The organism is Lewinella sp. IMCC34183 (assembly GCF_003390915.1).
Classification (GTDB): Bacteria; Bacteroidota; Bacteroidia; order Chitinophagales; family Saprospiraceae; genus Neolewinella.
The window spans coordinates 86,183-109,482 of sequence record NZ_QMEM01000012.1 but is presented as its reverse complement, the minus strand read 5'-3'; the positions used below and the strand labels follow the sequence as shown (position 1 = coordinate 109,482).

The following is a 23,300-nucleotide window of genomic DNA, read 5'->3' as shown; positions in this document are numbered from 1 at the left end:
CCGGGCCACGAACCGGCGTGAAAAAACCTGCACTGTATGAGCCGGGGTAATCAATGAGGGACCCAATTAGCAGCAGTAGGGAGTGTGACTCATCGAAGCGGAAAGTGCTGAGGCGAGTTTGCAGGTTTTCGCCGGTTCGGGGTGCGGAACCCGATCAGGCGGGCGCACAGGCTTGATCTTTTGGTTCTTTTCCGTCAAGGGAAAAGAACGAAAGCAAGCGGGTCCTTGCAATGATAGGGTTTCACGCAGATCACCTGCGGCTAGCACAGACTCGCTGCGCTCGGGCACAGATGGCCACAGATTCCCGCATAACTGATGCGGTGCCCCCGCACAGCTGATGCGGGATTACACAGATTGGGCCAGCCCTACGGCCTGTCCGTGGCACAACCCGCGCGTTTTTACGTGACCGGAACAGCCCGTACCTTCGGTAGGCACCAAATCACCTGAAACTTCAATTGGACAGGGCCACCCGCCCTTGCGAACGCCCGGGGACCGGGCCACGAACCGGCGTGAAAAAACCTGCACTGTATGAGCCGGGGTAATCAATGAGGGACCCAATTAGCAGCAGTAGGGAGTGTGACTCATCGAAGCGGAAAGTGCTGAGGCGAGTTTGCAGGTTTTCGCCGGTTCGGGGTGCGGAACCCGATCAGGCGGGCGCACAGGCTTGATCTTTTGGTTCTTTTCCGTCAAGGGAAAAGAACGAAAGCAAGCGGGTCCTTGCAGAGATAGGGTTTCACGCAGATCGCCTGCGGCGTCACAGAGGCGCTGCGCTTCGGCACAGATTTTCGCAGATTCCCGCATAACTGATGCGGTGCCGCGCATAGTTGATGCGGGATCGCACGGATTTGGGCAGACCTGAGGTACGCCACCGGCACTAACTGTAGATCGACACCCCGGTGTTAACGTACACGCAAGTCATTTTCAGTGACTATTTTGTGACTGCCTACCGCCCCTCACCCACAAATATTAACCATGCCCCTCCGTCGCTGCGTCCTTCTCGCACTCACCCTAACGGTACTGATGCCCCTCGCCGCCCAGGAACGGCAGGGTAACATCGTCGAATACTTTGGCAAGGAAAAGATCGACGAGGTGAGCGAGGGGGAGATCCTGCACCTTTTCAATAGGGGAATGATCCTTTCCGGACTGCCGAGTTCTTTCGCCCTGGAACCTGTTCGTCACGACCGGCTGCTTGCCTCCTTTGTTGGGCGGCGGGATACAACGCTTCTACCCCAGACTGCTTACGACATCCCTGGAGAAGCTTCCGTGAGCTGGGATACCATCACCATCAATGACCGCGGTGAATTCACCGGCGATATCCGCAACGGCTATTTGTACCTGGAGTACGAGGCCGCCCGGGAGCAAGATATTTTGCTCGAAGCTTCGGGTCACACTACCGCCATCGTTAATGGCATGCCCCACGAAGGCGACCACTACGACTTTGGCTGGAGCCTGATCCCGGTGCACCTGCGCAAAGGACACAACTTCGTAGTGCTGAGTGGAGGGCGTTTCTCCCGGATCCGGGCCCGCTTTCTGAAGCCTGATTTCCCGGTTCAATTCACGCGTCGTGACCTCACCCTGCCCGACCTGCTCATCGGAGCCGACGAACCCGCCTGGGGAGCGGTGCGCATCATGAATACGCAGCCTGGTACCTTTGCCGGCGGTAGCATCACGGCCCGCATTGCCGAGCGGTCGGCCACGTACGCGGTGGCGCCGATCGTGCCGCTGTTCGTACGTAAGGTACCCTTCCAGCTTCCCGTAGCGGCTGCGCCGCAGCCGGACTCCTCCTACCTGCTCACCCTGGAGCTACGCGACCCGCGGGGCGAACTGGTCGATACCTTGTCGGTATCCGTCACCGCCAAGACCCGGGAGCAACACCGTAAGGAGACCTTCGTCAGCGCGGTCGACGGAAGCGTACAGTACTACAGCATCGTGCCGTCGCTTTCCGGCGACGCGCCCGGCCAGGCGCTCACGCTCACGGTCCATGGCGCCTCCGTGGAGGCCGTTAACCAGGCCAACGCCTACGACCGCAAGGACAGCATGTTTATCGTGGCGGCCACGAACCGCCGACCCTTCGGATTCGCCTGGGAAGACTGGGGTCGGCGGGACGCCATCGAGGTGCTGGAGACCGCCGAGCAACGCTACCAGACCGACCCACAGCGCACCTACCTCACCGGCCACTCCATGGGCGGCCACGGTACCTGGCACATCGGCGTGACCTATCCCGATCGCTTCGCCGCCATCGGGCCCGCCGCCGGCTACCCCGACCTGATCGGCTACCGGCAGTCATTCATGCGGAGGATCGCGGAACGGCCCGCAGAATTCTTTGCGGAGTTAGGAATGACCAGGGAGGAGTTTCTGGACCAGATGGAGGGCAAGCAGTCCTCCCCCACCCTCCAGTCGATCGCTGACAACCTGCTGCGGGCCGGAAACCAGAGCCGCACGCTGAAGCTGAAGGACAACTACCTCCACTACGGCGTGTACATCCTGCACGGGGAAAAGGACAACGTGGTACCCACCGCCCTGGCCCGCGAGATGCGCGCGCTGCTCGGTACCTACCACGATGACTTTGCCTACTTCGAGTATCCCGACGGGGAACACTGGTTCGGGGACCAGAGCGTCGACTGGCCGCCACTATTCGAATTCTTCAATTTCCGCAAGATCAAGCCGGATGCGGAAATCGACGAGCTGTCCTTTACCACCGCCTCCCCCGGAATATCCCCGGGCTCCCATTACGTGGAAATCTGGCAGCAGGAGACCCCGCTGGACATCAGTTCCTTCACGCTGGACCGGGCGTCGGACACCCTGAAGCTCGGGACCCGCAACGTAAGCCTACTGCGCATTGATCCGGCGCCGCTGGGGGATACCCTGCCGCACCTTTATCTGGACGACCAGCCAATGACGTTCTCCAAAGCATCCGAACCCGCCTTTTTTCGCCGCCGGGGTACGGATTGGACCGCCGCCGACGCGCCGCCCGCCACCGAAAAGCAGCCGGCGCGGTACGGAACCTTCAAGGACGCCTTCAGCAACGGGATGGTGTTCGTTTACGCCAGCGGCGGAACGGCGGAGGAAAACGAATGGTACCTGCAGCGCGCCCGCTACGACGCCGAGAAGTGGTATTACCGGGGCAACGGTTCGGTACCTATCGTGCGGGATACCGACTTCCGGCCGGCCGATTATCCCGAGAGCAATGTGATCCTCTACGGCAATCACGACAACAACGCGGCGTGGGACCAACTGCTCTCGCATGCCCCCTTCGACGTTACGGCGGGGCAGCTGACTTTCGGCGACCGGCAGTTTCAGGGAGCTGACCTGGGTGCCTACCTCGTTTACCCGCGGCGGGGGACCGATGCCTCTACTATCGGAGTGGTGACCGCAACCGGGCCGGAGGGAATGTATGCCGCCTACGCCAACGATTACTTCCTGGACACTACCGCTTTTCCGGACGTGCTGATCTTCGACGGGCGGATGCCACGTAGTGGTGTCTCCGGCGTACTCGGAAGCGGTTATTTCGGACACGCATGGGATATTCCTGGCGGTGACTTCGTATGGCAGGTTGCCCGCTAATCTTAATCTTCCCCGCCCTGACCACCCAACGGACCCGCATGAACCGCTTCACATCTACCCTGCTTCTCCTCCTGATCTCCGTTTCACTCGCGGCCCAGCAGGATAACCTGCACCGCCGCTCTTCTACCTATGAAGCCCCGGAAGATCCTCTGGTCGTCGAGAAGCTCGAAGCGTGGCAGGACCTCAAATTTGGCATGCTCATCCACTGGGGACTGTACGCGGTACCCGGCATCATGGAGTCCTGGACGTTGTGCTCGGAGGACTGGATCAACCGGCCGGACGGGATGTCGTACAACGACTACAAGGAATGGTACTGGAACCTGAATTCGGTCTTCAACCCCGTCAATTTCAATCCGGAGGACTGGGCCGCCGCCGCCGAGAACGCGGGCATGAAGTACGTCGTCTTCACCACGAAGCACCACGACGGCTTCAACATGTTTGACACCGACGAAACCGACTACAAGATCACCGCCGGCCCCTTCCGTGACCATCCAAGGGCAAACGTGACCGAGCACGTCTTCAACGCCTTTCGGGACCGGGACTTCATGGTTGGGGCCTACTATTCGAAACCGGACTGGCACAACCAGGACTTCTGGTGGGACAAGTACGCCACCCCTAACCGCAACGTGAACTACGACATCCGTCGCTATCCAGAGCGGTGGAAGGCTTACCAGGACTTCACCTACAACCAGATCGAAGAACTGATGACGCAGTACGGCGACATCGACATACTATGGCTCGACGGCGGCTGGGTGCGGCCGAAACACACCGTCAATGAGGAGGTGATCGCCTGGGGCGCACCGATCCCGGAATTCAGTCAGGAGATCGACATGGACGGTATCGCGGCGATGGCGCGCAAGGCCCAGCCGGGCATCATCATTGCCGACCGGACGGTACACGGTCCGTACGAGAACTACCAGACCCCAGAGCGGACAGTGCCGGAAATCAAGCTCGACAACCCCTGGGAGAGCAACCTGCCCTTCGCCAACAACTGGGGCTACGTGCCGAATGACGAGTTCAAGTCGGTGCGCAGAGTCATTCATACGCTGGTGGACATCGTCTCCAAGGGTGGCAATTTTTTACTGGGGGTCGGTCCTACTTCCGATGGCATTATCCCGCTTGACGTGGTAGCAAAGCTCGAAGAGATCGGCGGCTGGATGGATACCAACGGCGAGGCGATCTACGGCACGCGGGCCATTGAGCGGTACCGTGACGGGCAGGTCTGCTTTACCGGAAAGGGGGAGCAACGCTTCGCGATTGTACTACAGGAGGAGAATGAGGAGCTGTCCGAGGTATCCTGGTCGGGGAATGTACCCGCAGGTGCATCCGTGCGCCTGCTGGGCTACAAGGAGCCACTGCCCGCGCGTACAGCCGCTGGCCGGACGGTGATCACGTTACCCGACGATCTACCGGCTGAACTGCGTCAGCAGGCGGCACTGTCCTTTGCCTTTACCGCAAAGTGACGGTTGAACTTGATCCTTATCTGTCATTTCCGAACCGATCATCCCCACCACAGGTAACCCTGGTGTCCGCGGCGCCCCTTACCTTATCGGCAAGCAGCGGACAGCAATTATGAGCAAGGGTCACAAATTCGGTACGATTTATGGCTGCCTTTTAATCTCCGGCCCTTTTCTGCTCACGGTGGTCGGCTGCATCACTACCGCGACAACTGCACGCTCCGCCGGTACTGGTTTTGAAGAATTTAGGCTGGAGGAGAGATTTAATAATAATGTGGAAATTTCCGGACTGGACATCTCCCGGGATACCCTGTACCTGCTCTCCGAAGGTTGCCATGAGGTGTACGCCTTCGCGCTGGACCAGCTGAAGGGAAACGCTACCAACGCGCCGGTGCGTACTTACCGTTTGCCCGCTATGGCGGACGACGATCTCGAGGCGTTGGCAATTGCTGGGGATCTGGTCTTCTATACCAACGAGAAAATAAACAGTATTTACGCGGCACGATTACACCCGAGTCCGCAACCCGTGCCGGTCATTCACTCCGCAAGTTTGCCCGTGCAGCAGGACGACGGCGAAGCGGGCTTGGAGGGAATGGCGATCGATCCCAGACGCAAATTTCTCTACGTTCTTCAGGAGCGGGACCGGAAGGAGGGTACGCGATCCGCGCAGCTAATGATGTTTACCTTCCGTGAACGCAGGGATTCCGTGTACCTGGACTTGCGGGACACCATGTCGATAACCATTCCGAGCCCCTACCGCTACACCTCGCTCGGTCTTAGTCCGGACGGGAAGCTGTATACCACCAGGACCTGCTACGGAAAGGTGGGGTGTGACACGGGTGAGTACTATATCGAACGTGTCCGGCTTAGTTCTTCGGGATACTTCGCCGTTCCAAGGAGTAGCCCCGACGACCAGTTTCCCCTGACGCTGGATGCCAAAGCGATGAACTATCCGAACCTGGAAGGCATTGCCGTCGGGGATGACAATGTAGCCTATTTGGTCAACGATAACGCGGATATAAAGGGCGATACCTCGCTTTGTACTACCCCATCCAACCGCAAGACGCGGCTCTTTCGGGTAAGCTTGCAGTGAATCAGTTTCATTCGGCTGCGAATGGTACATTAGGCGATTAGTCCTCCATGCCTATGTCCGTCCGCTTCACCACGTTACTGGTGCTGTCCCTATTGACCGCAATCACCGCCGCCCAGCCCACTTCCTACTGCAACCCGATCAATATCGACTACGGCTACACGCCCTTTGCCCGCTTCGCGGAGAACGGACGGCACCGCACTACGGCCGACCCCGTGATCGTCAACTTTCGGGATACGCTCTTTCTGTTTTCAACTAACCAGGAAGGCTACTGGTACTCGGCGGATATGTCCGACTGGACCTATGTGCACCGCAAATTCCTACGCGACGACAAGTACCAGCACGACCTCAACGCACCCGCCGCCTGGGTCATGCAGGATACGCTGTACGTCTACGGTTCCACCTGGGAGCTGGACTTTCCGATCTGGAAAAGTGGTAACCCCACCGCCAACGAATGGGAGATCGCCGTCGACACTCTCAACGTAGGGGCCTGGGATCCGGCCTTTCTCTACGAGGAGGAAGAAGATAAGCTTTACCTCTATTGGGGCTCCAGCAACGAGTTCCCGCTCCTCGGTACGGAGATCACGTTACCGGAATTACAGACCACCGGCATCACCCGGCCGATCATGCTGCTGCACCCCCAAGAGCACGGCTGGGAACGCTTCGGAGAGTATAACGATAACGTCTTCCTGCCCCCCTTCACGGAGGGCGCCTGGGTGACCAAGCACGACGGTAAGTACTACTTCCAGTACGCCGCCCCCGGTACCGAATTTAGTGGGTACGCGGACGGGGTGCTCGTCAGCAGTAATCCGCTGGGCGGCTTCCGCTACCAGCAGCACAATCCGTTCTCCTACAAACCCGGCGGATTCGCCCGGGGCGCCGGGCACGGGTCGACCTTCACCGATGCCTACGATAATTACTGGCACGTATCGACGATGGTCATCTCGGTAAAGAATAACTTCGAGCGCCGCCTGGGCATCTGGCCGGCGGGCTTCGACGAAGACGGCGTCATGTACTCCAACACGGCCTTTGGCGACTACCCCACCCTGTTGCCGGCAAGCGCAGGGGGCAAGGACTTCACCCAGGGCCTCTTCGCCGGCTGGATGCTACTCAATTACCAGAAGCCGGTGCAGGTTTCCTCCACCTTCGGGGGCTACCACGCCAACTACGCGGTCGACGAGGACATCAAGACCTACTGGAGCGCCCGCACCGGCGATGCCGGCGAGTGGTTACAGACCGATCTGGGCGCCGTATCCTCGGTCCGCGCGATCCAGATCAACTACGCCGACCAGGACGTGGAGTTCCTCGGTAAGACCCAGGGGAACCGCCACCAGTACGTGATCACCGGTTCCGTAGACGGAGAAGAATGGGACGTAGTAATCGATAAGCGCGGCAACCAAACCGATGTTCCCCACGACTACGTGGAGCTGCCCGCGCCCGTCGAGGCGCGCTACCTGCGGATAGAGAACGTGGCCATGCCTACCGGGAAGTTCGCCATCAGTGGACTGCGGGTCTTTGGCACGGCCGGCGGGGAACGACCCGATACGGTCGAGAATTTCGTGGTGCTACGCTCCCCGCTCGACGGTGAAACCACCCGCATGGCCTCCTGGATGAAATGGAAACAGAACCCCCTGGCCGACGGCTACAACATCTACTTCGGAAAAGCCGAGGATAAGCTCTACGGCAGCATCATGGTGTACGGCGCCAACCAGTACTACTTCACCGGCATGGATAAGGCCGATGCGTACTACTTCCAGATCGAAGCCTTCAACGCCAGTGGTATCTCGGAGCGAACGCAGGTGACCCGGGTGCGCTAACCCCTTGCGGGGGATCGCTATTGCGCCCGCGCAAACCGCATTCCTCCCACGTTGAACCCGCCACCGTCAACGTATAGCCGCAGGCGCTGCTCTCCGGCGGGCAGGCGCAGTCCACGGACCGTAAGCGTGATCCACTCCTGGTCACCACCGGTATTCGGTACGTCCACAATGAACCTAAGCTGCGCCTCGTCCAGCGCGAAGCGGAAGCGCCCGCCCGTCGTATCGCTCGCCACGCGGAGGGTTGCGTCATAGGTGCCTGCTTCCGCCACGTCGACGGTGTACTGCAGCCATTCCCCGGGCTCCGTCCAGCCGACGTAATAGCCCTGGGTAAGCTCCGTGTCGTCGGATAAGCCAATGTCCACCGCGTCGTTGCGGTAGGCTCCGCCACTGTTCCAGCGGGAGCGCTCCCCGGTACTTACCCAGTAGTTGCCGGTATCCCGGTCCATGTAGGCGTAGCGTAGGGGACCCAGGTCGAAGTCCTCCGCGTAGACGGTCCCCGGCAACCGGTGCTCGATCCAGGGCAGGGTTTCGGTCGTCCGCGTCTGCCGAAACATGGCGTCGGTGACGTCGCGCTGGTACCGGGCATTTTCCAGTTTGAGATCTTCGGTCAGTTGCATAAGGGCGGCGGTAGCGTCCTCCGCGCTGGGTCGCGGTCCCTCCCCCGACCAGTAGTCGAGCAGCTTCTGGTACCCCGGGTTCAGGGTGACGGACACCGGCCCGGTAATCGATTCGATCTTCTTCCACGGCCACCACGCCCAGCCCATGTCTACTTCGTCAAAAAGCATGACCGCGTTGCGGAACCAGACGTTGGAATTCTCCCCGGTTTCCCCGAGGTACAGTGGAGTATTCGTGGTATCCCGCAGGGCCAGCGCGAAACCGAGTGCCTCCTCCGTATTGTAGTTCCAGTACTTGTGGGGACTGTAGACCATATTATCGTCCCAGGGCGGCGTCAGGCCCGTGAAGTTGTTCGCGAAGCCGTTGCCCTCCACGAAGATGATGTGCCGTTGGTCCACGCTGCGGATGCTGTCCGTGATTTCCCGCATCAGCGCACCGAGGGGGGCGTTGTCTTCCCCGAGCACGTAGTTCGTTTCGTTAATCAGGTCGTAGCCGGCTACCGTCGGTTCGTCGGCGTAGCGCGTGGCCAGGTGCTTCCAGAGGGCGACGGTCTTGTCGCGGTTGGCTTGGCTCTCCCACAGGCTGGGCTTATTTACGTCGCGATCGCTGATGTTGACGTCGTCGCCCTGCCCGCCGGGGGCCGCGTGCAGGTCCAGCACCACGTACATATCACGGGCCTTGCACCACGCAATGAGGCTGTCGGTCAGGGCGATGCCGGTGTCGAGAAAGGTCTGCCGACCGGCGACCGGCTCCTCCTCCACGGGCAGGGTGTACAGGTTGTAGTGCATCGGCAGCCGTACGCTGTTAAAGCCCGCTTCGTGCATCCGCTGGATGTCTGCCTCCCGCACGTGATTGGCCAGCCAGGCGTCGTAAAATTCCTGGGTGGCTTCCGATCCGATGAGGTCCGTGATCCGCTCCCGCAGCATGTGCTGTGCCCCGGCGAAGCCCGAGGTTTTCATCATGTAGCCTTCCTGCACCATCCAGCCGCCGAGGCCGATGCCGTGCAGAAAATAGGGCTGGCCGCTGCCGTCAACGATCTGGCTTCCCTGCGTGCGGAGAAAGTCCTGGGCGGACAAACCGGCAGAAACGAGAAGTAGGAAAAGCAGTAGTCTGGGCACGATCGATCATTTGCGGTTCAAGATACTTTACCGGCGGGCACGCGGGTGCAAGGGCTACTGCGAACCGATAATTGACGTCGGTGTGCCGATCCATGCAGCGCCAGTCTTATTACTGACACCGGGAAATCCAGTACGTGTTGAAGCCTTCCGTAACTCGCTGCACCCGCGTCCGCGCCCGCTTCAGGGAGTGGCCTACTTGCGGGCCAGTCCCGGCTCCAGTTCCGTAGCGATCAGCTTTTCGGGGGTGATGGGCAGGTCGCGCATGCGCTTGCCGGTAGCGTTGAAGACGGCGTTGGCGAGGGCCGAAGCCACACCCACGATACCGAGCTCACCGATACCCTTTACGCCCATGGGGTTGGCGATCTTGTCCTCCTCGGGCAGGAAGACCACCTGGATATCGGCCAGGTCGAGGTTAACCGGAACGTGGTAGTCGGACAGCGATCGGGTGATGAAGTTCCCGTGGTTCGGCTCTACCTTCGATTGCTCCATGAAGGTCATGCCGAGTCCCATCACCAGACCACCGAGCACCTGGCTGTAGGCGGTCTTGGGATTGAGGATGGTACCGGCAGAACCGACGCTGAGGATGCGCTTGAGGCGCGACATCCCCGTATCGGCGTCGACCCACACTTCCGCGAAGTTGGCCCCGAAGGAGTACACCGAGTAGTCGTCGAACTCCTCCGTAGGGGAAGCCGAACCCTCCGCCTCGTGGCGCGTGAGGTCGGCCTTCTTCATAAGCGTGACCAGGTCATCTCCCTGGGTGCTGTCGTGGCCGGCCAGGGTGACCAGGGTGTCGGTGATATTCAGGCAGGCGGAGCGTACTCCGTTCGTGAAAGAGGCCGCTCCCCAGGAACCGCCGGATCCGGCAGAGGTCGGGAAATCGGAATTGCCCAGCTCCACCGCGACCCGCTCCACCGGCAGTCCGAGATAGTCGGCCGCGGTCTGGGCGATAATGGTGTAGCTGCCGGTGCCGATATCGGTGGCGTCGGTCTGGACGGTAGCCTGCAGGTTGTCGCCGTCGCGCTCGAGAATGATCTTGGCGGCGCTCTTCTGCAGGGGGGCGGCGCGCGAGGCCGAGCTGACGCCGTAGCCGACCAGCCAATTTCCCTCCCGGCGGGAGCGGGGTTCCTTGGGCCGCTCGTCCCAGCCGAAGCGCTTCGCGCCGATGCGGAGGCATTCGTTCAACAGGCGGCTGGAAAAGGGCTTATCGTTGCTCGGGTCGACCTGGGTGTCGTTGATAATGCGCAGCTCGACGGGGTCCATGTTGAGCTTCCAGGCCAGTTCGTCCAGGGCACACTCCAGGGCGTAGGCCCCGGTGGCTTCGCCGGGTGCGCGCATGGCCCAGGGATAGGGCAGGTTGATGGGGACGAGGCGGTGGGTGATGCGGGCGTTGGGTGCCTGGTAGAGCATCTTGGAGGCGGCGCCGCAGGGTTCCTGGTACTCTTTCTCAGTGGAGGTGTGTGACAGGGTGTCGTGTACCAGTGCGGTCAGTTTACCGTCGCGGGTGGCACCCAGCTGCATACGCTGAAAGTTTTCCTGCCGCAGTCCGGTATTGGTAAACATCTGCTGGCGGGTCACGGTCAGTTGCACGGGCCGGTCGACCATCTTCGCAGCCATGGCCCCCAGCATCACGTGCTCCTGGGCCTGCAGCTTGGACCCGAAACCGCCGCCGAGGAAGGGGGAAATCACGTGGACGTTTTCCTTGGGAATCTGGAAGGTATCGGAGATGCCGATGGTCGCGTCGTTGACCATCTGGGCGGGCATGTAAACCTTCAGTTTTTCGCCGTCCCACTCCGCGATCACGGCGTGCAGCTCCATCGGGTGATGGTGCTCGACGGGGGTACGGTAGGTGACTTCCACGCGGGCGTCGGCCTTAGCCATTCCGGCCTCGACATCGCCGCGGCGGTGCTGCATGTCCTCGGAGGGGGCGTAGCTATCGTCCTCGCCGGCATCCTTGTACTCGGTGCGGTGCTCGTCCTTTTCATACTCGAATTTGACCAGACGGGCGGCGTGCTGCGCCTGCTCGAAGGTTTCCGCCACGACGACTCCTACGAACTCGCCGTACCAATGGATCTCGGGACTCTGCAGGACTGGCGCGATGGCCTTGGTGTCCAGCTTGAGCAGTTTCTCGTCCGGGGTGGCAAGCTTCAGTGCGTTCTGGTGGGTGATCACCTTCATCACGCCTGGTTGCCGTTCGGCTTCCGCGGTATCGATGCGGGTGATGCGCCCCTTGGCTACGGTGCTATTGAGGCCCTGGGCGTACACGACCCCCTCCACCGGGAATTCGGAGGCGTACTTAGCCCGGCCGGTCACCTTGAGTCGGCCCTCGACCCGGTCGATGGCCTGCCCGATGGCGGCCTTGGGTTCCTGAATTTTATTCATGATTTCTTTGCTGCTGGTGTTAAATGGATTTGGCGGCTGCACGAATTATGCCGTGCGTTCGTAGGCCTGCATCAGCGCGCGTACGATCGCCTTCTTGCCCATTTCCACTTTGTATTCGTTGTCATCGAGGGGACGGGCGTCGGCCATGGCGCGCTCCGCGGCCTCCTCGAATACGGCGGCTTCCGGGACTTTCCCGCGCAGGTACTCCTCGGCGGCGGTGAGCTTCCAGGGCTTGTGGGCCACCCCGCCCATGGCGAGTCCGGCGTCCACGATCCGGTTGCCATCGAGCTGCAGGCCCGCCGCCACCGAAACCAGGGCGAAGGCGTAGCTGGAGCGCTCGCGGATTTTGAGATAGTAATAGTTGTCGGAGAACTTGGGCTCACCGAGTTCAATTCCCACGATCAGCTCACCGGGCTCCAGGTTGGTGTCTTTTTCCGGCGTATCTCCGGGCAGCCGGTGGAAATCAGCGAAGGGAATGCGCCGCTCGCTGCCCCCGTCCGGCTGCAGTACGACCACCGTCGCCCCGAGGGCGGCCAGTGCGGTACACATATCCGAAGGGTTGACGGCCACGCACGATTTGCTCCAGCCGAAGATGGCGTGGAGGGCGTTCATGCCCGTCAGCGCGCCGCAGCCGGAACCCGGCTCCCGCTTGTTGCAGGGCATCGAGGTTTCGTAAAAGTACGGGCAGCGGGTGCGCTGCAGCAGGTTGCCGCCGTTGGTGGCCATATTGCGGATCTGCTCCGTGGCGGCCGATACCATGGCCATCGAGAGCAGGGGGTAGTTGTTCTTAACTTCCGGGTGGTTGGCGGTATCCGTATTGCTGATCATGGCACCCAGGGTGTACCCACCCGCGGCGTTGGCGGTCACGGACTGAAAGTCGAGGCCGGAAACCTCGATGAGGGTATCGGGTCGTTCGACGTCCTCCTTCATCAGGTCGATGAGGTTGGTACCGCCACCGAGGTAGTGGGGTTTTTCGCTCGCGGCATTGGCACGCAGGGCTTCCGCCGGACTACTGGAGCGGATGTATTCGTATGGTCTCATGCTGTTCTTTCTTTTGGTCGGTAAGGCGGAGTTAGGCCTTACCGGCTTGCTGGACTTCCTCCACGGTGGCGAAGCTCCATTTTTGGCCCTGGTCCTCGCCGGTCTGCGCTTCCTGGACGGCCATGACGATGTTGTTGTACGCCCCGCAGCGGCAAAGGTTGCCGGACATGCGCTCGCGGATCTCCTCTTCGGAGAGGGTGATGTTTTCCCTGCTCGCTTTAATGTCTTCGGTTACGTAGCTGATCTCTCCGCGCTTGGCTTCGTCCAGCAGGGCGACCGAAGAACAGATCTGCCCGGAGGTACAGTAGCCGCACTGAAAGCCATCGTACTTGATAAAGGCGGCCTGTACGGCGTGCAACTGCTCACCGGTGGCCAGTCCCTCGACCGTTGTGATCTCCTTGTCCTCGCAGCTGGCGGCGAGGGTCAGGCAGGAAAGCTTGCGCTTGCCGTCGATGATGACGGTGCAGGCACCGCACTGACCGTGGCCGCAGCCCTTCTTGGACCCCGTCATGCCCAGCCGTTCCCGCAGGGCATCGAGGAGGGTCGTCCGGGAATCGACGGTGAGGGAATGCTGCTTGTTATTGATGTTCAGGTCTACCTTCAGGTCGTTGAGCAGGAAGTTGAGCCCGTCCGGCATGGTTTCGCCCTGCGGCGTGAGCACGTCCAGGTTAAAGTTGGAGGCCATCCAGATACTCAGGCTGGCCGCGGAGAGCTTGCCGATGAATTTGCGGCGGGACTCTCCGTGTAAGCCCAGCTCGCCGAAAATTTTCTTTTCGTCTTCGTTGAGTTGGTCTTCGGTCTTGTCGACCCACTTGTCTAATCCTTTCATAATGGCTTTGGTCTGGTAGGGATGGATTCACCGGCCGCAGCAGCGGCCCGTCGCGCGGTGGAGTTAGTGTAGCTTACTCCGGCTAACGGGAATAACCAGAGGGGGTTCATCGCGCCGTTGCCGGCGGACTATATATTGCGTTATCAGCGATGTGTTCCCCCACCACATGTCACCTGCCGGACGGAAGACAGAATTTGAAAATTTTGTATGTTTTAACATATTTTCCCGGCCACGGAAACTGTTCCACCCGTTACCATAACCTAAACTCTCCCCGCAGTGCATCCCGCTCCCTCAGACGCCATTGACAAATATTTCTCCGCCGACGAGTCGCTCTGTGAGGTCCTGCTGGCCCTCCGCAAGATCCTGCTCGACTGCGGACTGCGAGAAACCTACAAGTGGCGTGCGCCGTGTTACGTCCTGCAGCAGCGCAACCTGGCCATGCTGGGTCGGGTGGGTACCAGAGCGAAACTGGGTTTCTTTCAGGGCAATCTGCTGCCTGACGCCGCGGGACTGCTCCGCGCGCCCGGTCCCCACTCGTGTTCGGTCCGTCAATTATCCTTCACCCGGGCCGACCAGGTGGAAGAACTGACGGGCGTGATCACCGACTACGTGCGCGCGGCGATCGCGATAGCGCAGGCGGGGCGTACCCAGGACAAAAGCGTGCAACGAAAAGCAGCCGTGCCCCCGGAACTGGAGCAGCGGTTTTCCAAAAACATCGCCCTGCGTACCGCCTTCGCCTCCCTCACGCCCGGGCGACAGCGCGGCTACCTGATCTATTTTGGTAATGCCCGACAATCCGTGACCCGCAGCCGAAGGATTGACCAATACCGCGAACGTATCCGGGCGGGGGCCGGTATCCACGACTGTACCTGTGGGCGTTCGGGCAGAATGCCACGCTGCGACGGGTCGCACAAAGCAGGGTGAACGGAACTTCGTAAGCCGGCCTCGTCCCTACCTTAGCGCCATGCTTTCCCTGCAATCGCTCCACCATGTGGCCATCATCTGCCACGACATTGTCCGCTCCCGCCGGTTCTACACCGACGTACTGGGCTTCGAAGTGAAACAGGAGGTCTACCGAGCCGATCGCGACTCCCACAAACTCGACCTGGCACTCAACGGGACCTACCTGATCGAACTGTTTTCGTTTCCTGACCCTCCCCCGCGGCCCACTCGCCCTGAAGCCCGGGGACTGCGCCACCTGGCGTTCTCCGTTACCGACCTGGACGCCGCTATCCGGGAATTGCGCACGCGGAACGTCCCGGTAGAGGACATTCGCACCGATGAATGGACGGGGCGGCGCTTCACCTTTCTGCGTGACCCGGACGACCTGCCGATCGAGTTGTACGAAATTGACTGATTCACGCACGTAGCTGCTGCGGCAAACACTCCGCGGGGCAAACGGCGTTATCCGGAAAAGCTTACGCCCATGCGTCATCTCCTTTACTGTTTGATCACAGTAATCATTATCGGTACCGGATGCGGAATTACCCAGCCCGCCGCGGACGAGCCGCCCGTCATTGCCCCCAGCCCGCCGCAGGCCACCGCCGACAACAGCCGCACCTCACTCGATTGGTCCGGCCTTTACTACGGTACCGTGCCCGGAATGGACGGTAACGGGCGGGAGATCAGCCTGAAGCTGCGGAAGGATGAAACCTACGTGCTGAATACCCGGAGCATGCGTAACGCCACGGACGAAGACACCATCACCGGCCGCTTCCGCTGGGAACCCGACGGCGGCAGTATCAAGCTTCTGGACATTGATTCTATTAACCGGCCCATCTACTACCGGGTGGGTGAGAACTACCTGCGGCAGCTGGACCTGGTCAACCGGCCCATCGAGGGGGCCATGTCGGAACTCTACTACCTGCGCAAGGACCGGGACCGCCTCTTCGATCGGCGCTGGTGGCTCGACTCGCTCGGTACCGGGCCGGTCGTGGAAGGCAAGTCCGGACCCTACATCGAACTTTCAGCGAACGGGCAGCGGGTGACCGGCAACGCCGGCTGCAACAGTCTCCGGGGATCCTACGTGCTGAGCGGCGATTCCCTGACTTTTCCTCCCCTATCAACGACCAAAATGGCCTGCCCCGCCATCAGCGTGGAACGGGCCTTCCTCGACGTGCTCCGGCGCACGGTCGGCTACGCAGTTAGCGGCTCCACCCTGCGGCTGGTCGACTCCCGCGGCGAGTACCTCGCCACCCTGCGCGCCGAAGACCCCGCCGACTAGCGGATGCGGTGGCCGGGGTACGATCTTGTACAAAAACGCTTACCTTCGCGGCAGGCCCGGATGGCGGAATTGGTAGACGCGCTGGACTTAAAATCCAGTTCCCAGTACTGGGAGTACGGGTTCGATCCCCGTTCCGGGTACAACGGCGGAGATCCTGCGGGATCTTCGCCGTTCTGCGTTTATACCTGCTCGGAAACAGGCGGCCTAATTCGCTGCGTGCCCCGTGCCCGGGTCTTGTTCGTTACCGCATCAGATCCCCCACGTGCAGAACCACGTTCACCAGCATCAGCGCCGCCAGGAGCAGGCCCAGGATGCGCATCCAGCCGGCATTGTCCCGGCGAAACTCCTCGGCACGGCTACGGGCGTCCGGCCCTCCGAAGAAAAGAAAGCCACGGGCGAACAGGTAGAGGTACACGCCGACGGCGAGGAGGAGGATCTCGATGACGAGGCCGATGTAACTGAAGGTCATGGGTGGGGCGGTTGGGGCGAATATCGTACTTTTCGCCCGCCCTTAACCACCGATCATGACCAAACAAGAACTGACCGCCGCCGAACACGAAGACGGGATGCTGCTGCAGCTGTCCCGCTACAACCACCGCCGCGAGCAAATCCTTCCGGGTGGCGGTGCCAAGCGCGTCGCCAAACAACACCAGAAAGGTAAACTCACGGCGCGGGAGCGGGTAGACACCCTCATCGACCCCGGTACTGACTTCCTGGAATTCGGCACCTTCGCCGGCTACGAGATGTACGAGGAGTACGGCGGTTGCCCCGCCGGGGGCGTCATCACCGGCTACGGCCGCGTGTCCGGTCGCCTGTGCGTCATCGTCGCCAACGACGCTACCGTCAAGGCCGGCGCGTGGTTCCCCATCACCGGCAAAAAGAACCTCCGCGCGCAGGAGATCGCCCTCGAGAACCGCGTGCCCATCATCTACCTAGTCGACAGCGCCGGGGTATTCCTGCCGCTACAGGACGAGATCTTCCCCGACGAGCAGCATTTCGGGCGCATCTTCCGTAACAATGCGCGGATGAGCGCCCTGGGCATCACCCAGATTGCCGCCGTCATGGGCAGCTGCGTGGCCGGCGGGGCCTACCTGCCCATCATGTCCGACGAGAGCCTCATTGTCCAGGAAACCGGCAGCATCTTCCTGGCCGGCCCCTACCTGGTACGCGCGGCCATTGGCGAAAAGGTAGACAAGGAGGACCTGGGAGGTGCCGACATGCACGCCTCGGTCAGCGGCGTGATCGACTACAAAAGCGAGAACGACCGCGAGTGCCTGGCTACCATCCGCGACCTCATGAGCCGGGTGCCGGAGAAGGTCGTGACGCCCTTCGACCGCACCGAGCCGGGCCAGGTCGACGCGGGGGCGATCCTGGGCATCCTGCCCGAGGACCGCGCCAAGCCTTACGACGGCCGCGCCCTAGTGGCTGCCCTGGTCGACGACGGCAAGTTTACCGAATACAAGGCCGAGTACGGACAGACCCTACTGTGCGGCTACGCCCGCATCGACGGCTGGTCGGTAGGTATCGTCGCCAATAACCGGCAGGTGGTAAAGAGCGGCAAGGGCGAAATGCAATTCGGCGGCGTCATCTACAGCGACAGCGCCGACAAGGCCGCCCGCTTCGTGATGGTCTGCAACCAAAAGAACATCCCTCTGGTCTTCCTCCACGACGTATCCGGCTTCATGGTCGGCAAGCGCTCCGAGCAGGGAGGAATCATCAAGGACGGAGCCAAAATGGTCAGCGCCGTCAGCAACAGCACGGTACCCAAATTCTCCATCGTAGTCGGCAACAGCTACGGGGCCGGCAACTACGCCATGTGCGGCCGGGCGTACGACCCCCGCCTCATGCTGGCCTGGCCTACCGCCCGCATCGCCGTGATGGGGGGCGAGCAGGCCGCCAAGGTCCTCCTGCAGATCCAGGTCAGCAGCCAGAAGGCCCGCGGCGAGGAGGTGAGCGAACAGGAAGAGCAGGAATTGCTCAAGAAGATCACCGACCGCTACGACCGGCAGACGAGCCCGTACTACGCCGCCGCCCGCCTGTGGGTCGACGAGCTCATCGACCCCCGCGACACCCGTGCCTACATTTCCGCCGGCATCGAGGCGGCCACCCACGCACCCGTCGAACGCTTCAACGTCGGGGCGATCCAGACCTAGTCGGGCGTAATCCCCCGGTAAAAATCGAGGCCTCCCCCACCGGCACCGCACCCGCGCACCGCCGGCTGCCTACCTTCGCCGCCATGTACCAGAACGATCTCTTCCTGCGCGCCGCCCGCGGCGAATCCGTCGAACGCCCCCCGGTATGGCTGATGCGCCAGGCCGGCCGCATCCTGCCCCAGTACCGCGCCCTGCGCGCCAGCCTGAGCGGCTTCAAGGAACTCGTGTCGACCCCCGACCTGGCCGCCGAAGTCACCGTGCAGCCCGTCGACGAGCTCGGCGTGGACGCCGCCATCATCTTTAGCGACATCCTCGTCATCCCCGAAGCGCTCGGGCTGGACTACACCATGGTAGAAAAGGTGGGGCCCCGCTTTCCACGCACCATCCAGTCGGCGGCCGACATCGATGCGCTCAATCCACCGGAGGAGGCGCCCGGTCACCTCGGATACGTGTTTGACGCCCTCGACGCCACGAAGAAGCGGCTCGACAATCGCGTGCCCCTCATCGGCTTCGCCGGCGCGCCGTGGACCATCTTCGCCTACATGGTGGAGGGCGGCGGCAGCAAGACCTTCAGTAAGGCGCGCCGCATGCTCTACAAGGAGCCCGCCCTCAGCCACCGCCTGCTGGAGCGGATCGCCATCGCCACCGCCGCCTACCTGAAGGAGAAGACCCGCCACGGGGCCGACCTGATCCAGGTCTTCGACAGCTGGGCCGGCGTATTGCCGCCCGATCACTACCGGGAGTTTTCGCTGCGCTACATCGACCTCATCTGCCGTGAACTGGGCGACGTGCCCGTAACGGTCTTCGCCAAGGACGCCCGCCACGCCCTGCCGGACATCGGCAAGCTACCCTGCCAGGTGGTGCAGCTCGACTGGATCGCCGACCCGCAGCAGGCGCGGACGCAGGTGCCGGGGAAGGTACTGCAGGGTAATATGGATCCGGCCCAGCTCTACGCGCCCACCGGACAGATCGCCGACGGTACCCGGGCCATGCTCGACCGCTTTGGGCGGGGCCACATCGCCAACCTGGGCCACGGCGTCTACCCCGACACCCCCCTCGACGGGGTGAAGGCCTTCGTCAACGCGGTACAGGATTACCGCTACGCCTGAGAGAACCGCGGAGGCGCGCGCACCGTATCTTCGGTATGCGCCTATTGCTCCTCGCCTGCTTCCTGATCACCCTCATGGCCTGCTCCAAAGACAGTTACTCGCCCATGGGCACCGACGCTCCCCCGCCCCCCGAACCGGCCGGCCCGCCCGATACTACCATCTCCTTTCTCGCGCTGGGCGACAGCTACACCATCGGCACCAGCGTGAGCGGTACCCAGCGGTGGCCCGCCCAGCTCGCTGCCCGGCTTGCGGCCGATAAGCGCATCGCCGTGGAGCCCCTCGATATCGTGGCCCGCAACGGCTGGCGCACCGACAACCTGGCAAATGCCCTCGCGAGCAGCCCCCCCGCCGAGGACTACGACTTGGTCAGCCTGCTCATCGGGGTGAACGACCAGTACCAGGGCTTCGACGTAGCGGGCTACCGCGGTCGCTTCGAGAATTTGCTGCGGAACGCCATTGCCCTTGCTGGGGGCGACAGCTCCCGGGTGTTCGTGGTTTCCATACCGGACTATGCCTATACGCCCGCCGGCAGGAGAAGCGCGGCCATCAGCGCGGACATCGATGCGTTCAACGCGGCGGCTTCCGCCATCGCCCAGCGGTATGAGGTACCCTTTTACAATATCACTCCTATCTCCCGCCGCGGCAACGACGACCCCGAATTGGTCGCCGTCGACGGGCTTCACCCCAGCGGCAAACAGTACGGACTGTGGGTAGACGAAGTGTTGCTACAGCGGGTGGCGGGTCTGGTAAAATCTACCGATTAGGCTTCCCGCTCGCCGACGACGGCGCCCGTAGCCGACAGGGTACTCCCCGGATAGGTGCGCAAGGCCTCCGCCAGGCAGTCCATGGCGCGTGCAAGATCGTTCACGTTGAGCACGTAAGCAATGCGGCACTCGTCGTTGCCCAGCCCGGGCGTGGCGTAAAATCCGGGGCCCGGACTTAGCATGACGGTAGCTCCCTGGTATTCGAAGTCTTCGAGCAGCCAGCGGCAGAAATCTTCGCTGTCGGCGATCGGAAACCGCGCGAAACAGTAGAAGGCACCACCGGGCTTATAGGCGTAGACGCCGGGCATCTCTTGCAGCCGCTCGTAGACGATGTCGCGCCGCTCCCGGTAATCATCCTTGACGCCCTGGAGGTAGGCCCCGTCGTCCTCGAGCATGAGTTCGCTAAGTCGCTGCCCCAGGCCCGGGGGGCTGAGGCGCAGTTTGGCGAAGCGGTCGACCGATTCGCGCACGGCCAGGTTACGCGTCACCAGGGCGCCTACCCGCGCACCGGTGGCACTGTACCGCTTGGACACGGAATCGATGACGACGGCGTGGGAACCGAGGTCCGGCAACTGGAGGATCGACTGCAGCGGGGTGTCGTAGCTGAACTCCCGATATACTTCGTCGACGCAGAGAAACAGGTCGTGCTCGCGGACGATCCGCGAGAGCCGTTCCAGCTCGGGCCGCGTGTAGCACGCCCCGGTAGGATTGTTGGGGTTGGTGATGACGATCGCCTTGGTCCGCGGCGTGATCTTCTCGGCGAATACTTCGGCGTCGGGGATACGGAAACCGTCCTCAATATGGCAGGTGATGGTCACCACCCGCACATCGGCCATGTGAGCGTAGCCATTGTAGTTGGCGTAGAAGGGCTCGGGGATGATGATCTCGTCGCCGGGATCGAGGCAGGCCAGCATGAAGAACAAAATGGCCTCCGATCCGCCGGTAGTGATCATGATCTCGTCGGCTTCCAGATCGACGTCGAAGCGTTCGTAGTAGCCGCGCAGGGCCTCCCGGTAGGAGTCGATCCCGTTGCTGGGGCTATAGTCCAGGATCTCCCACGGCAGCCGGCGGAACTTCTTTACGGCGGACGGATGGGTCGGGATGTCCGGCTGCCCGATATTCAGGTGGTAGATATGCTTTCCGCCCGCCCGCGCGCGGTCCGCCAGCGGAATAAGTTTCCGGAAGGGCGAGAGCGGTACGGTGAGCGAACGGTGAGATACTAGCGGCATTCGGTAGGGTTTTGGGGGCTGGATCATTGGAACCGTACGGTCAGGCGGCTGTCCAGATAGCCATCCAGGGTAAGGGTGTAGGCGGCCGGCCGGCGGCTGCTATCCACCGTGAGGTAGGGTTTTGCGGCGAGCAGGCAGGCTTCCATCCGCTCTCTGTCGGAAGCGTCCCAGGTGCCGATACCATAATAGATGCTGGTGTCGGTATCCTTCGCCAGCAACATCGTGTCCGGGACGTTGACGTAGGCGAACCACTCGGTACACGCGGCATCTGTAACGGGGAATATGACTTCGTCCGCACCGGCATTTTCGAGTCGAACTTTCTCCGCGGGCTCACAGGAGGCCAGCAGGCACGACAGGAGCGAGCTGCAGAGTACGGCTGCCCCGGTGCGCCGAAGCGCAGTCGATAAGGATTTAAAACGCATAGGCAGACGTTTACGCGGCCCGACGACCCAAAGGTACGTGCGCACCGATCGTTCAGTGCGTGAGCTGGTAAAAATATTCCCCCGAGTAGCCGTCGTAAGTCCCTCCGAAAATCATTTCTTCTCCCGGTTCCGGGAGCCGGCGCAGCAGTGCGGCGAGGTTGGCGACGGGGGTTCCGTTGAGCGTAGTGATGGTGTAACCGGCAGTCATGTTGGTGGCGGCGATGGGGCTGTGCCGGAAGATCGAGACCACCCGGGCGCCTCCGCGGGGGTGATCGGCCAGCTCCTGCTCGTTGAGGTCGCGCAGCTCGAAGCCCAGCAGGTGCAGGACGTCGTCGGAGCGGTCGCTCACCAGCTGCCCGGCCCGGTTGCGTTTGTCGCGCAGGAGAACGCTCAGGTCCCGCGACCGACCCTCGCGGATCAAGGTCAGCAGCACGCGCTGGCCGGGGCGGTACCGACTTAGTTGTTCCTGAAGTTCCGGGCTGGAGTTGATCGCTACGCCGTTGATAGCCGTCATCACGTCGCCTACCCGCAGTCCGGCACGCACCCCGGGGCCTCCGGGGGTCAGGTCCGTGATCACCGCCCCGCTGGCCGCGTCGAGGTGGAGGCGGCGGGCCTGGGCGAAGTTGATGCCCTGCACCCATACCCCCAGCACCGCCCGCTGTACTTCCCCGAAATCCCGTAGATCATTGAGTACCCGCCGGGCCAGGTTGCCGGGAATGGCAAAGGCGTAGCCCTCGTGGCGGCCACTGTTCGTAATGATGGCGGTATTGATGCCGACGAGTTCGCCGGCGGTATTGACCAGAGGGCCGCCGCTGTTGCCCGGATTCACGGCGGCGTCGGTCTGGATGAAACTCTCGATGCGGTCGTCGGGGCGCAGCACGTCGATACTCCGGCCCTTGGCCGACACGATGCCCGTAGTGACGGTACTGTTGAGGCTGTAGGGGTTGCCAACGGCAATGACCCACTCCCCCACCCGCAGGCTGTCGCTGTTGCCGAACATGACGGTGGGCAAGTCGGTAGCAGCGATCTTGAGCAATGCCAGGTCGGTACTCTCGTCCACTCCGATCACGCGGGCGTTGAATTCGCGGCGGTCCTGTAGAGTGATGCGGACCCGTCGTGCACCCTCGATCACGTGGTTGTTGGTGGCGATATATCCGTCGGGGGAAATGATGACCGCCGAGCCGGTGGTGATGGTGCCCACATCCGATTCCACGAGGCCCGTCCGCAAGCGGCTGGCGACGGATACCACGGCGGGGGTAACGCGCTCGGCGGCGCTGGTAAAGTCGGTGGGCGCGCTGCTGGCGAAGGTCCGCAACCGCAGTTCGTCGCGGGCGGGGTTGAGCGGGGCCGATACCGTAGCCGGCACGGGAAACGCCCGGCGACCGAGCCACACACCGAGCAGCGCGGAGACAAAACAGGCCACGATCAGGAGTGATAGGGTGCGTACGCGCATACGCTGCATCAACGCTCGGCCCCTGGCAATTGTTAC

Annotated in this window: 18 protein-coding genes and 1 tRNA gene; 11 read left to right on the top strand and 8 right to left on the bottom strand. The window is 62.0% G+C overall.

Features of this window, described 5'->3' with window-relative positions; all coding sequences use genetic code 11:
• Window positions 1-972: 972 nt before the first annotated feature.
• From DQG19_RS19455 to DQG19_RS19440, 4 genes are all read left to right on the top strand, one after another.
• On the top strand, window positions 973-3,564 hold the full coding sequence (locus DQG19_RS19455) for an alpha/beta fold hydrolase (protein ID WP_116128009.1): 2,592 nt from the start codon (window positions 973-975) through the stop codon (window positions 3,562-3,564).
• 38 nt (window positions 3,565-3,602) lie between these two features.
• Window positions 3,603-5,027 carry an alpha-L-fucosidase gene (locus tag DQG19_RS19450; protein WP_116128007.1) on the top strand — a complete coding sequence of 475 codons (1,425 nt, stop codon included), beginning with the start codon at window positions 3,603-3,605 and terminating at the stop codon, window positions 5,025-5,027.
• Window positions 5,028-5,136: 109 nt separating this feature from the next.
• On the top strand, window positions 5,137-6,114 hold the full coding sequence (locus DQG19_RS19445) for an esterase-like activity of phytase family protein (RefSeq protein ID WP_116128005.1): 978 nt from the start codon (window positions 5,137-5,139) through the stop codon (window positions 6,112-6,114).
• Between the two features lie 53 nt (window positions 6,115-6,167).
• The gene (locus DQG19_RS19440; RefSeq protein ID WP_116128004.1) at window positions 6,168-7,928 is read left to right on the top strand and encodes a discoidin domain-containing protein; all 1,761 of its coding nucleotides are present in this window, start codon (window positions 6,168-6,170) and stop codon (window positions 7,926-7,928) included.
• A gap of 17 nt (window positions 7,929-7,945) precedes the next feature.
• Here the strand turns inward: DQG19_RS19440 and DQG19_RS19435 are convergent, their stop codons facing one another.
• The 4 genes from DQG19_RS19435 to DQG19_RS19420 form a co-directional block, all read right to left on the bottom strand.
• Complete coding sequence (locus tag DQG19_RS19435) at window positions 7,946-9,661, bottom strand: cellulase family glycosylhydrolase (protein WP_198661813.1); 1,716 nt, start codon at window positions 9,659-9,661, stop codon at window positions 7,946-7,948.
• A 192-nt stretch (window positions 9,662-9,853) separates the two neighbouring features.
• Window positions 9,854-12,040, bottom strand: coding sequence for a xanthine dehydrogenase family protein molybdopterin-binding subunit (locus DQG19_RS19430; RefSeq protein WP_116128002.1), 2,187 nt, complete (start codon window positions 12,038-12,040; stop codon window positions 9,854-9,856).
• A gap of 45 nt (window positions 12,041-12,085) precedes the next feature.
• Window positions 12,086-13,081: an FAD binding domain-containing protein gene (locus DQG19_RS19425; protein WP_116128000.1), complete on the bottom strand. Its 996-nt coding sequence runs from the start codon at window positions 13,079-13,081 to the stop codon at window positions 12,086-12,088.
• Between the two features lie 31 nt (window positions 13,082-13,112).
• Window positions 13,113-13,910, bottom strand: a complete 798-nt coding sequence (locus tag DQG19_RS19420) for a (2Fe-2S)-binding protein (RefSeq protein ID WP_116127998.1) — start codon at window positions 13,908-13,910, stop codon at window positions 13,113-13,115.
• A 276-nt stretch (window positions 13,911-14,186) separates the two neighbouring features.
• On the opposite strand from DQG19_RS19420, the gene DQG19_RS19415 reads away from it, so the two are divergent.
• From DQG19_RS19415 to DQG19_RS19400, 4 genes are all read left to right on the top strand, one after another.
• Window positions 14,187-14,834, top strand: a complete 648-nt coding sequence (locus DQG19_RS19415) for a YdeI/OmpD-associated family protein (RefSeq protein WP_116127996.1) — start codon at window positions 14,187-14,189, stop codon at window positions 14,832-14,834.
• 40 nt (window positions 14,835-14,874) lie between these two features.
• On the top strand, window positions 14,875-15,267 hold the full coding sequence (locus DQG19_RS19410) for a VOC family protein (protein ID WP_116127994.1): 393 nt from the start codon (window positions 14,875-14,877) through the stop codon (window positions 15,265-15,267).
• 69 nt (window positions 15,268-15,336) lie between these two features.
• Complete coding sequence (locus DQG19_RS19405) at window positions 15,337-16,134, top strand: META domain-containing protein (protein WP_116127992.1); 798 nt, start codon at window positions 15,337-15,339, stop codon at window positions 16,132-16,134.
• Window positions 16,135-16,188: 54 nt separating this feature from the next.
• Window positions 16,189-16,274: transfer RNA gene (locus DQG19_RS19400), tRNA-Leu, on the top strand.
• A 101-nt stretch (window positions 16,275-16,375) separates the two neighbouring features.
• Here the strand turns inward: DQG19_RS19400 and DQG19_RS19395 are convergent.
• A complete protein-coding gene (locus DQG19_RS19395; protein WP_116127991.1) occupies window positions 16,376-16,603 on the bottom strand; it encodes a hypothetical protein in 228 nt (75 codons plus the stop codon).
• A 55-nt stretch (window positions 16,604-16,658) separates the two neighbouring features.
• Here DQG19_RS19395 and DQG19_RS19390 point away from each other — a divergent pair, with 55 nt between their 5' ends.
• The 3 genes from DQG19_RS19390 to DQG19_RS19380 all read left to right on the top strand — a co-directional run bounded on the left by DQG19_RS19390 (window position 16,659) and on the right by DQG19_RS19380 (window position 20,160).
• Entirely contained in the window at window positions 16,659-18,287 is a 1,629-nt protein-coding gene (locus DQG19_RS19390; protein WP_116127989.1) for an acyl-CoA carboxylase subunit beta, read from the top strand.
• 83 nt (window positions 18,288-18,370) lie between these two features.
• A complete protein-coding gene (gene hemE / locus DQG19_RS19385; protein WP_116127986.1) occupies window positions 18,371-19,396 on the top strand; it encodes a uroporphyrinogen decarboxylase in 1,026 nt (341 codons plus the stop codon).
• A 35-nt stretch (window positions 19,397-19,431) separates the two neighbouring features.
• Window positions 19,432-20,160 carry an SGNH/GDSL hydrolase family protein gene (locus DQG19_RS19380; protein WP_198661812.1) on the top strand — a complete coding sequence of 243 codons (729 nt, stop codon included), beginning with the start codon at window positions 19,432-19,434 and terminating at the stop codon, window positions 20,158-20,160.
• On the opposite strand, the gene DQG19_RS19375 is transcribed toward DQG19_RS19380, so the two are convergent.
• Genes DQG19_RS19375 through DQG19_RS19365 form a run of 3 tightly spaced genes read right to left on the bottom strand, consistent with a single transcriptional unit; the run spans window position 20,157 to window position 23,264 of the window.
• A complete protein-coding gene (locus DQG19_RS19375; protein ID WP_116127984.1) occupies window positions 20,157-21,389 on the bottom strand; it encodes a pyridoxal phosphate-dependent aminotransferase in 1,233 nt (410 codons plus the stop codon). The genes DQG19_RS19380 and DQG19_RS19375 overlap by 4 nt on opposite strands.
• 23 nt (window positions 21,390-21,412) lie before the next feature.
• Window positions 21,413-21,811 (bottom strand): hypothetical protein, encoded by a 399-nt coding sequence (locus DQG19_RS19370; protein WP_116127982.1) that lies wholly within the window; start codon window positions 21,809-21,811, stop codon window positions 21,413-21,415.
• A gap of 52 nt (window positions 21,812-21,863) precedes the next feature.
• Window positions 21,864-23,264, bottom strand: coding sequence for a S1C family serine protease (locus DQG19_RS19365; RefSeq protein ID WP_116127980.1), 1,401 nt, complete (start codon window positions 23,262-23,264; stop codon window positions 21,864-21,866).
• Between the last annotated feature and the right edge of the window lie 36 nt (window positions 23,265-23,300).

Bases quoted from the DNA above. Each gene is read 5' to 3' on its own strand.
- DQG19_RS19420 (WP_116127998.1), bottom strand. From the start codon at position 13,910: ATGAAAGGATTAGACAAGTGGGTCGACAAGACCGAAGACCAACTCAAC.
- DQG19_RS19375 (WP_116127984.1), bottom strand. From the start codon at position 21,389: ATGCCGCTAGTATCTCACCGTTCGCTCACCGTACCGCTCTCGCCCTTC.
- DQG19_RS19430 (WP_116128002.1), bottom strand. From the start codon at position 12,040: ATGAATAAAATTCAGGAACCCAAGGCCGCCATCGGGCAGGCCATCGAC.
- DQG19_RS19370 (WP_116127982.1), bottom strand. From the start codon at position 21,811: ATGCGTTTTAAATCCTTATCGACTGCGCTTCGGCGCACCGGGGCAGCC.
- DQG19_RS19390 (WP_116127989.1), top strand. From the start codon at position 16,659: ATGACCAAACAAGAACTGACCGCCGCCGAACACGAAGACGGGATGCTG.
- DQG19_RS19365 (WP_116127980.1), bottom strand. From the start codon at position 23,264: ATGCGCGTACGCACCCTATCACTCCTGATCGTGGCCTGTTTTGTCTCC.
- DQG19_RS19440 (WP_116128004.1), top strand. From the start codon at position 6,168: ATGTCCGTCCGCTTCACCACGTTACTGGTGCTGTCCCTATTGACCGCA.
- hemE (WP_116127986.1), top strand. From the start codon at position 18,371: ATGTACCAGAACGATCTCTTCCTGCGCGCCGCCCGCGGCGAATCCGTC.
- DQG19_RS19455 (WP_116128009.1), top strand. From the start codon at position 973: ATGCCCCTCCGTCGCTGCGTCCTTCTCGCACTCACCCTAACGGTACTG.
- DQG19_RS19425 (WP_116128000.1), bottom strand. From the start codon at position 13,081: ATGAGACCATACGAATACATCCGCTCCAGTAGTCCGGCGGAAGCCCTG.
- DQG19_RS19410 (WP_116127994.1), top strand. From the start codon at position 14,875: ATGCTTTCCCTGCAATCGCTCCACCATGTGGCCATCATCTGCCACGAC.
- DQG19_RS19450 (WP_116128007.1), top strand. From the start codon at position 3,603: ATGAACCGCTTCACATCTACCCTGCTTCTCCTCCTGATCTCCGTTTCA.
- DQG19_RS19405 (WP_116127992.1), top strand. From the start codon at position 15,337: ATGCGTCATCTCCTTTACTGTTTGATCACAGTAATCATTATCGGTACC.
- DQG19_RS19380 (WP_198661812.1), top strand. From the start codon at position 19,432: ATGCGCCTATTGCTCCTCGCCTGCTTCCTGATCACCCTCATGGCCTGC.
- DQG19_RS19445 (WP_116128005.1), top strand. From the start codon at position 5,137: ATGAGCAAGGGTCACAAATTCGGTACGATTTATGGCTGCCTTTTAATC.
- DQG19_RS19395 (WP_116127991.1), bottom strand. From the start codon at position 16,603: ATGACCTTCAGTTACATCGGCCTCGTCATCGAGATCCTCCTCCTCGCC.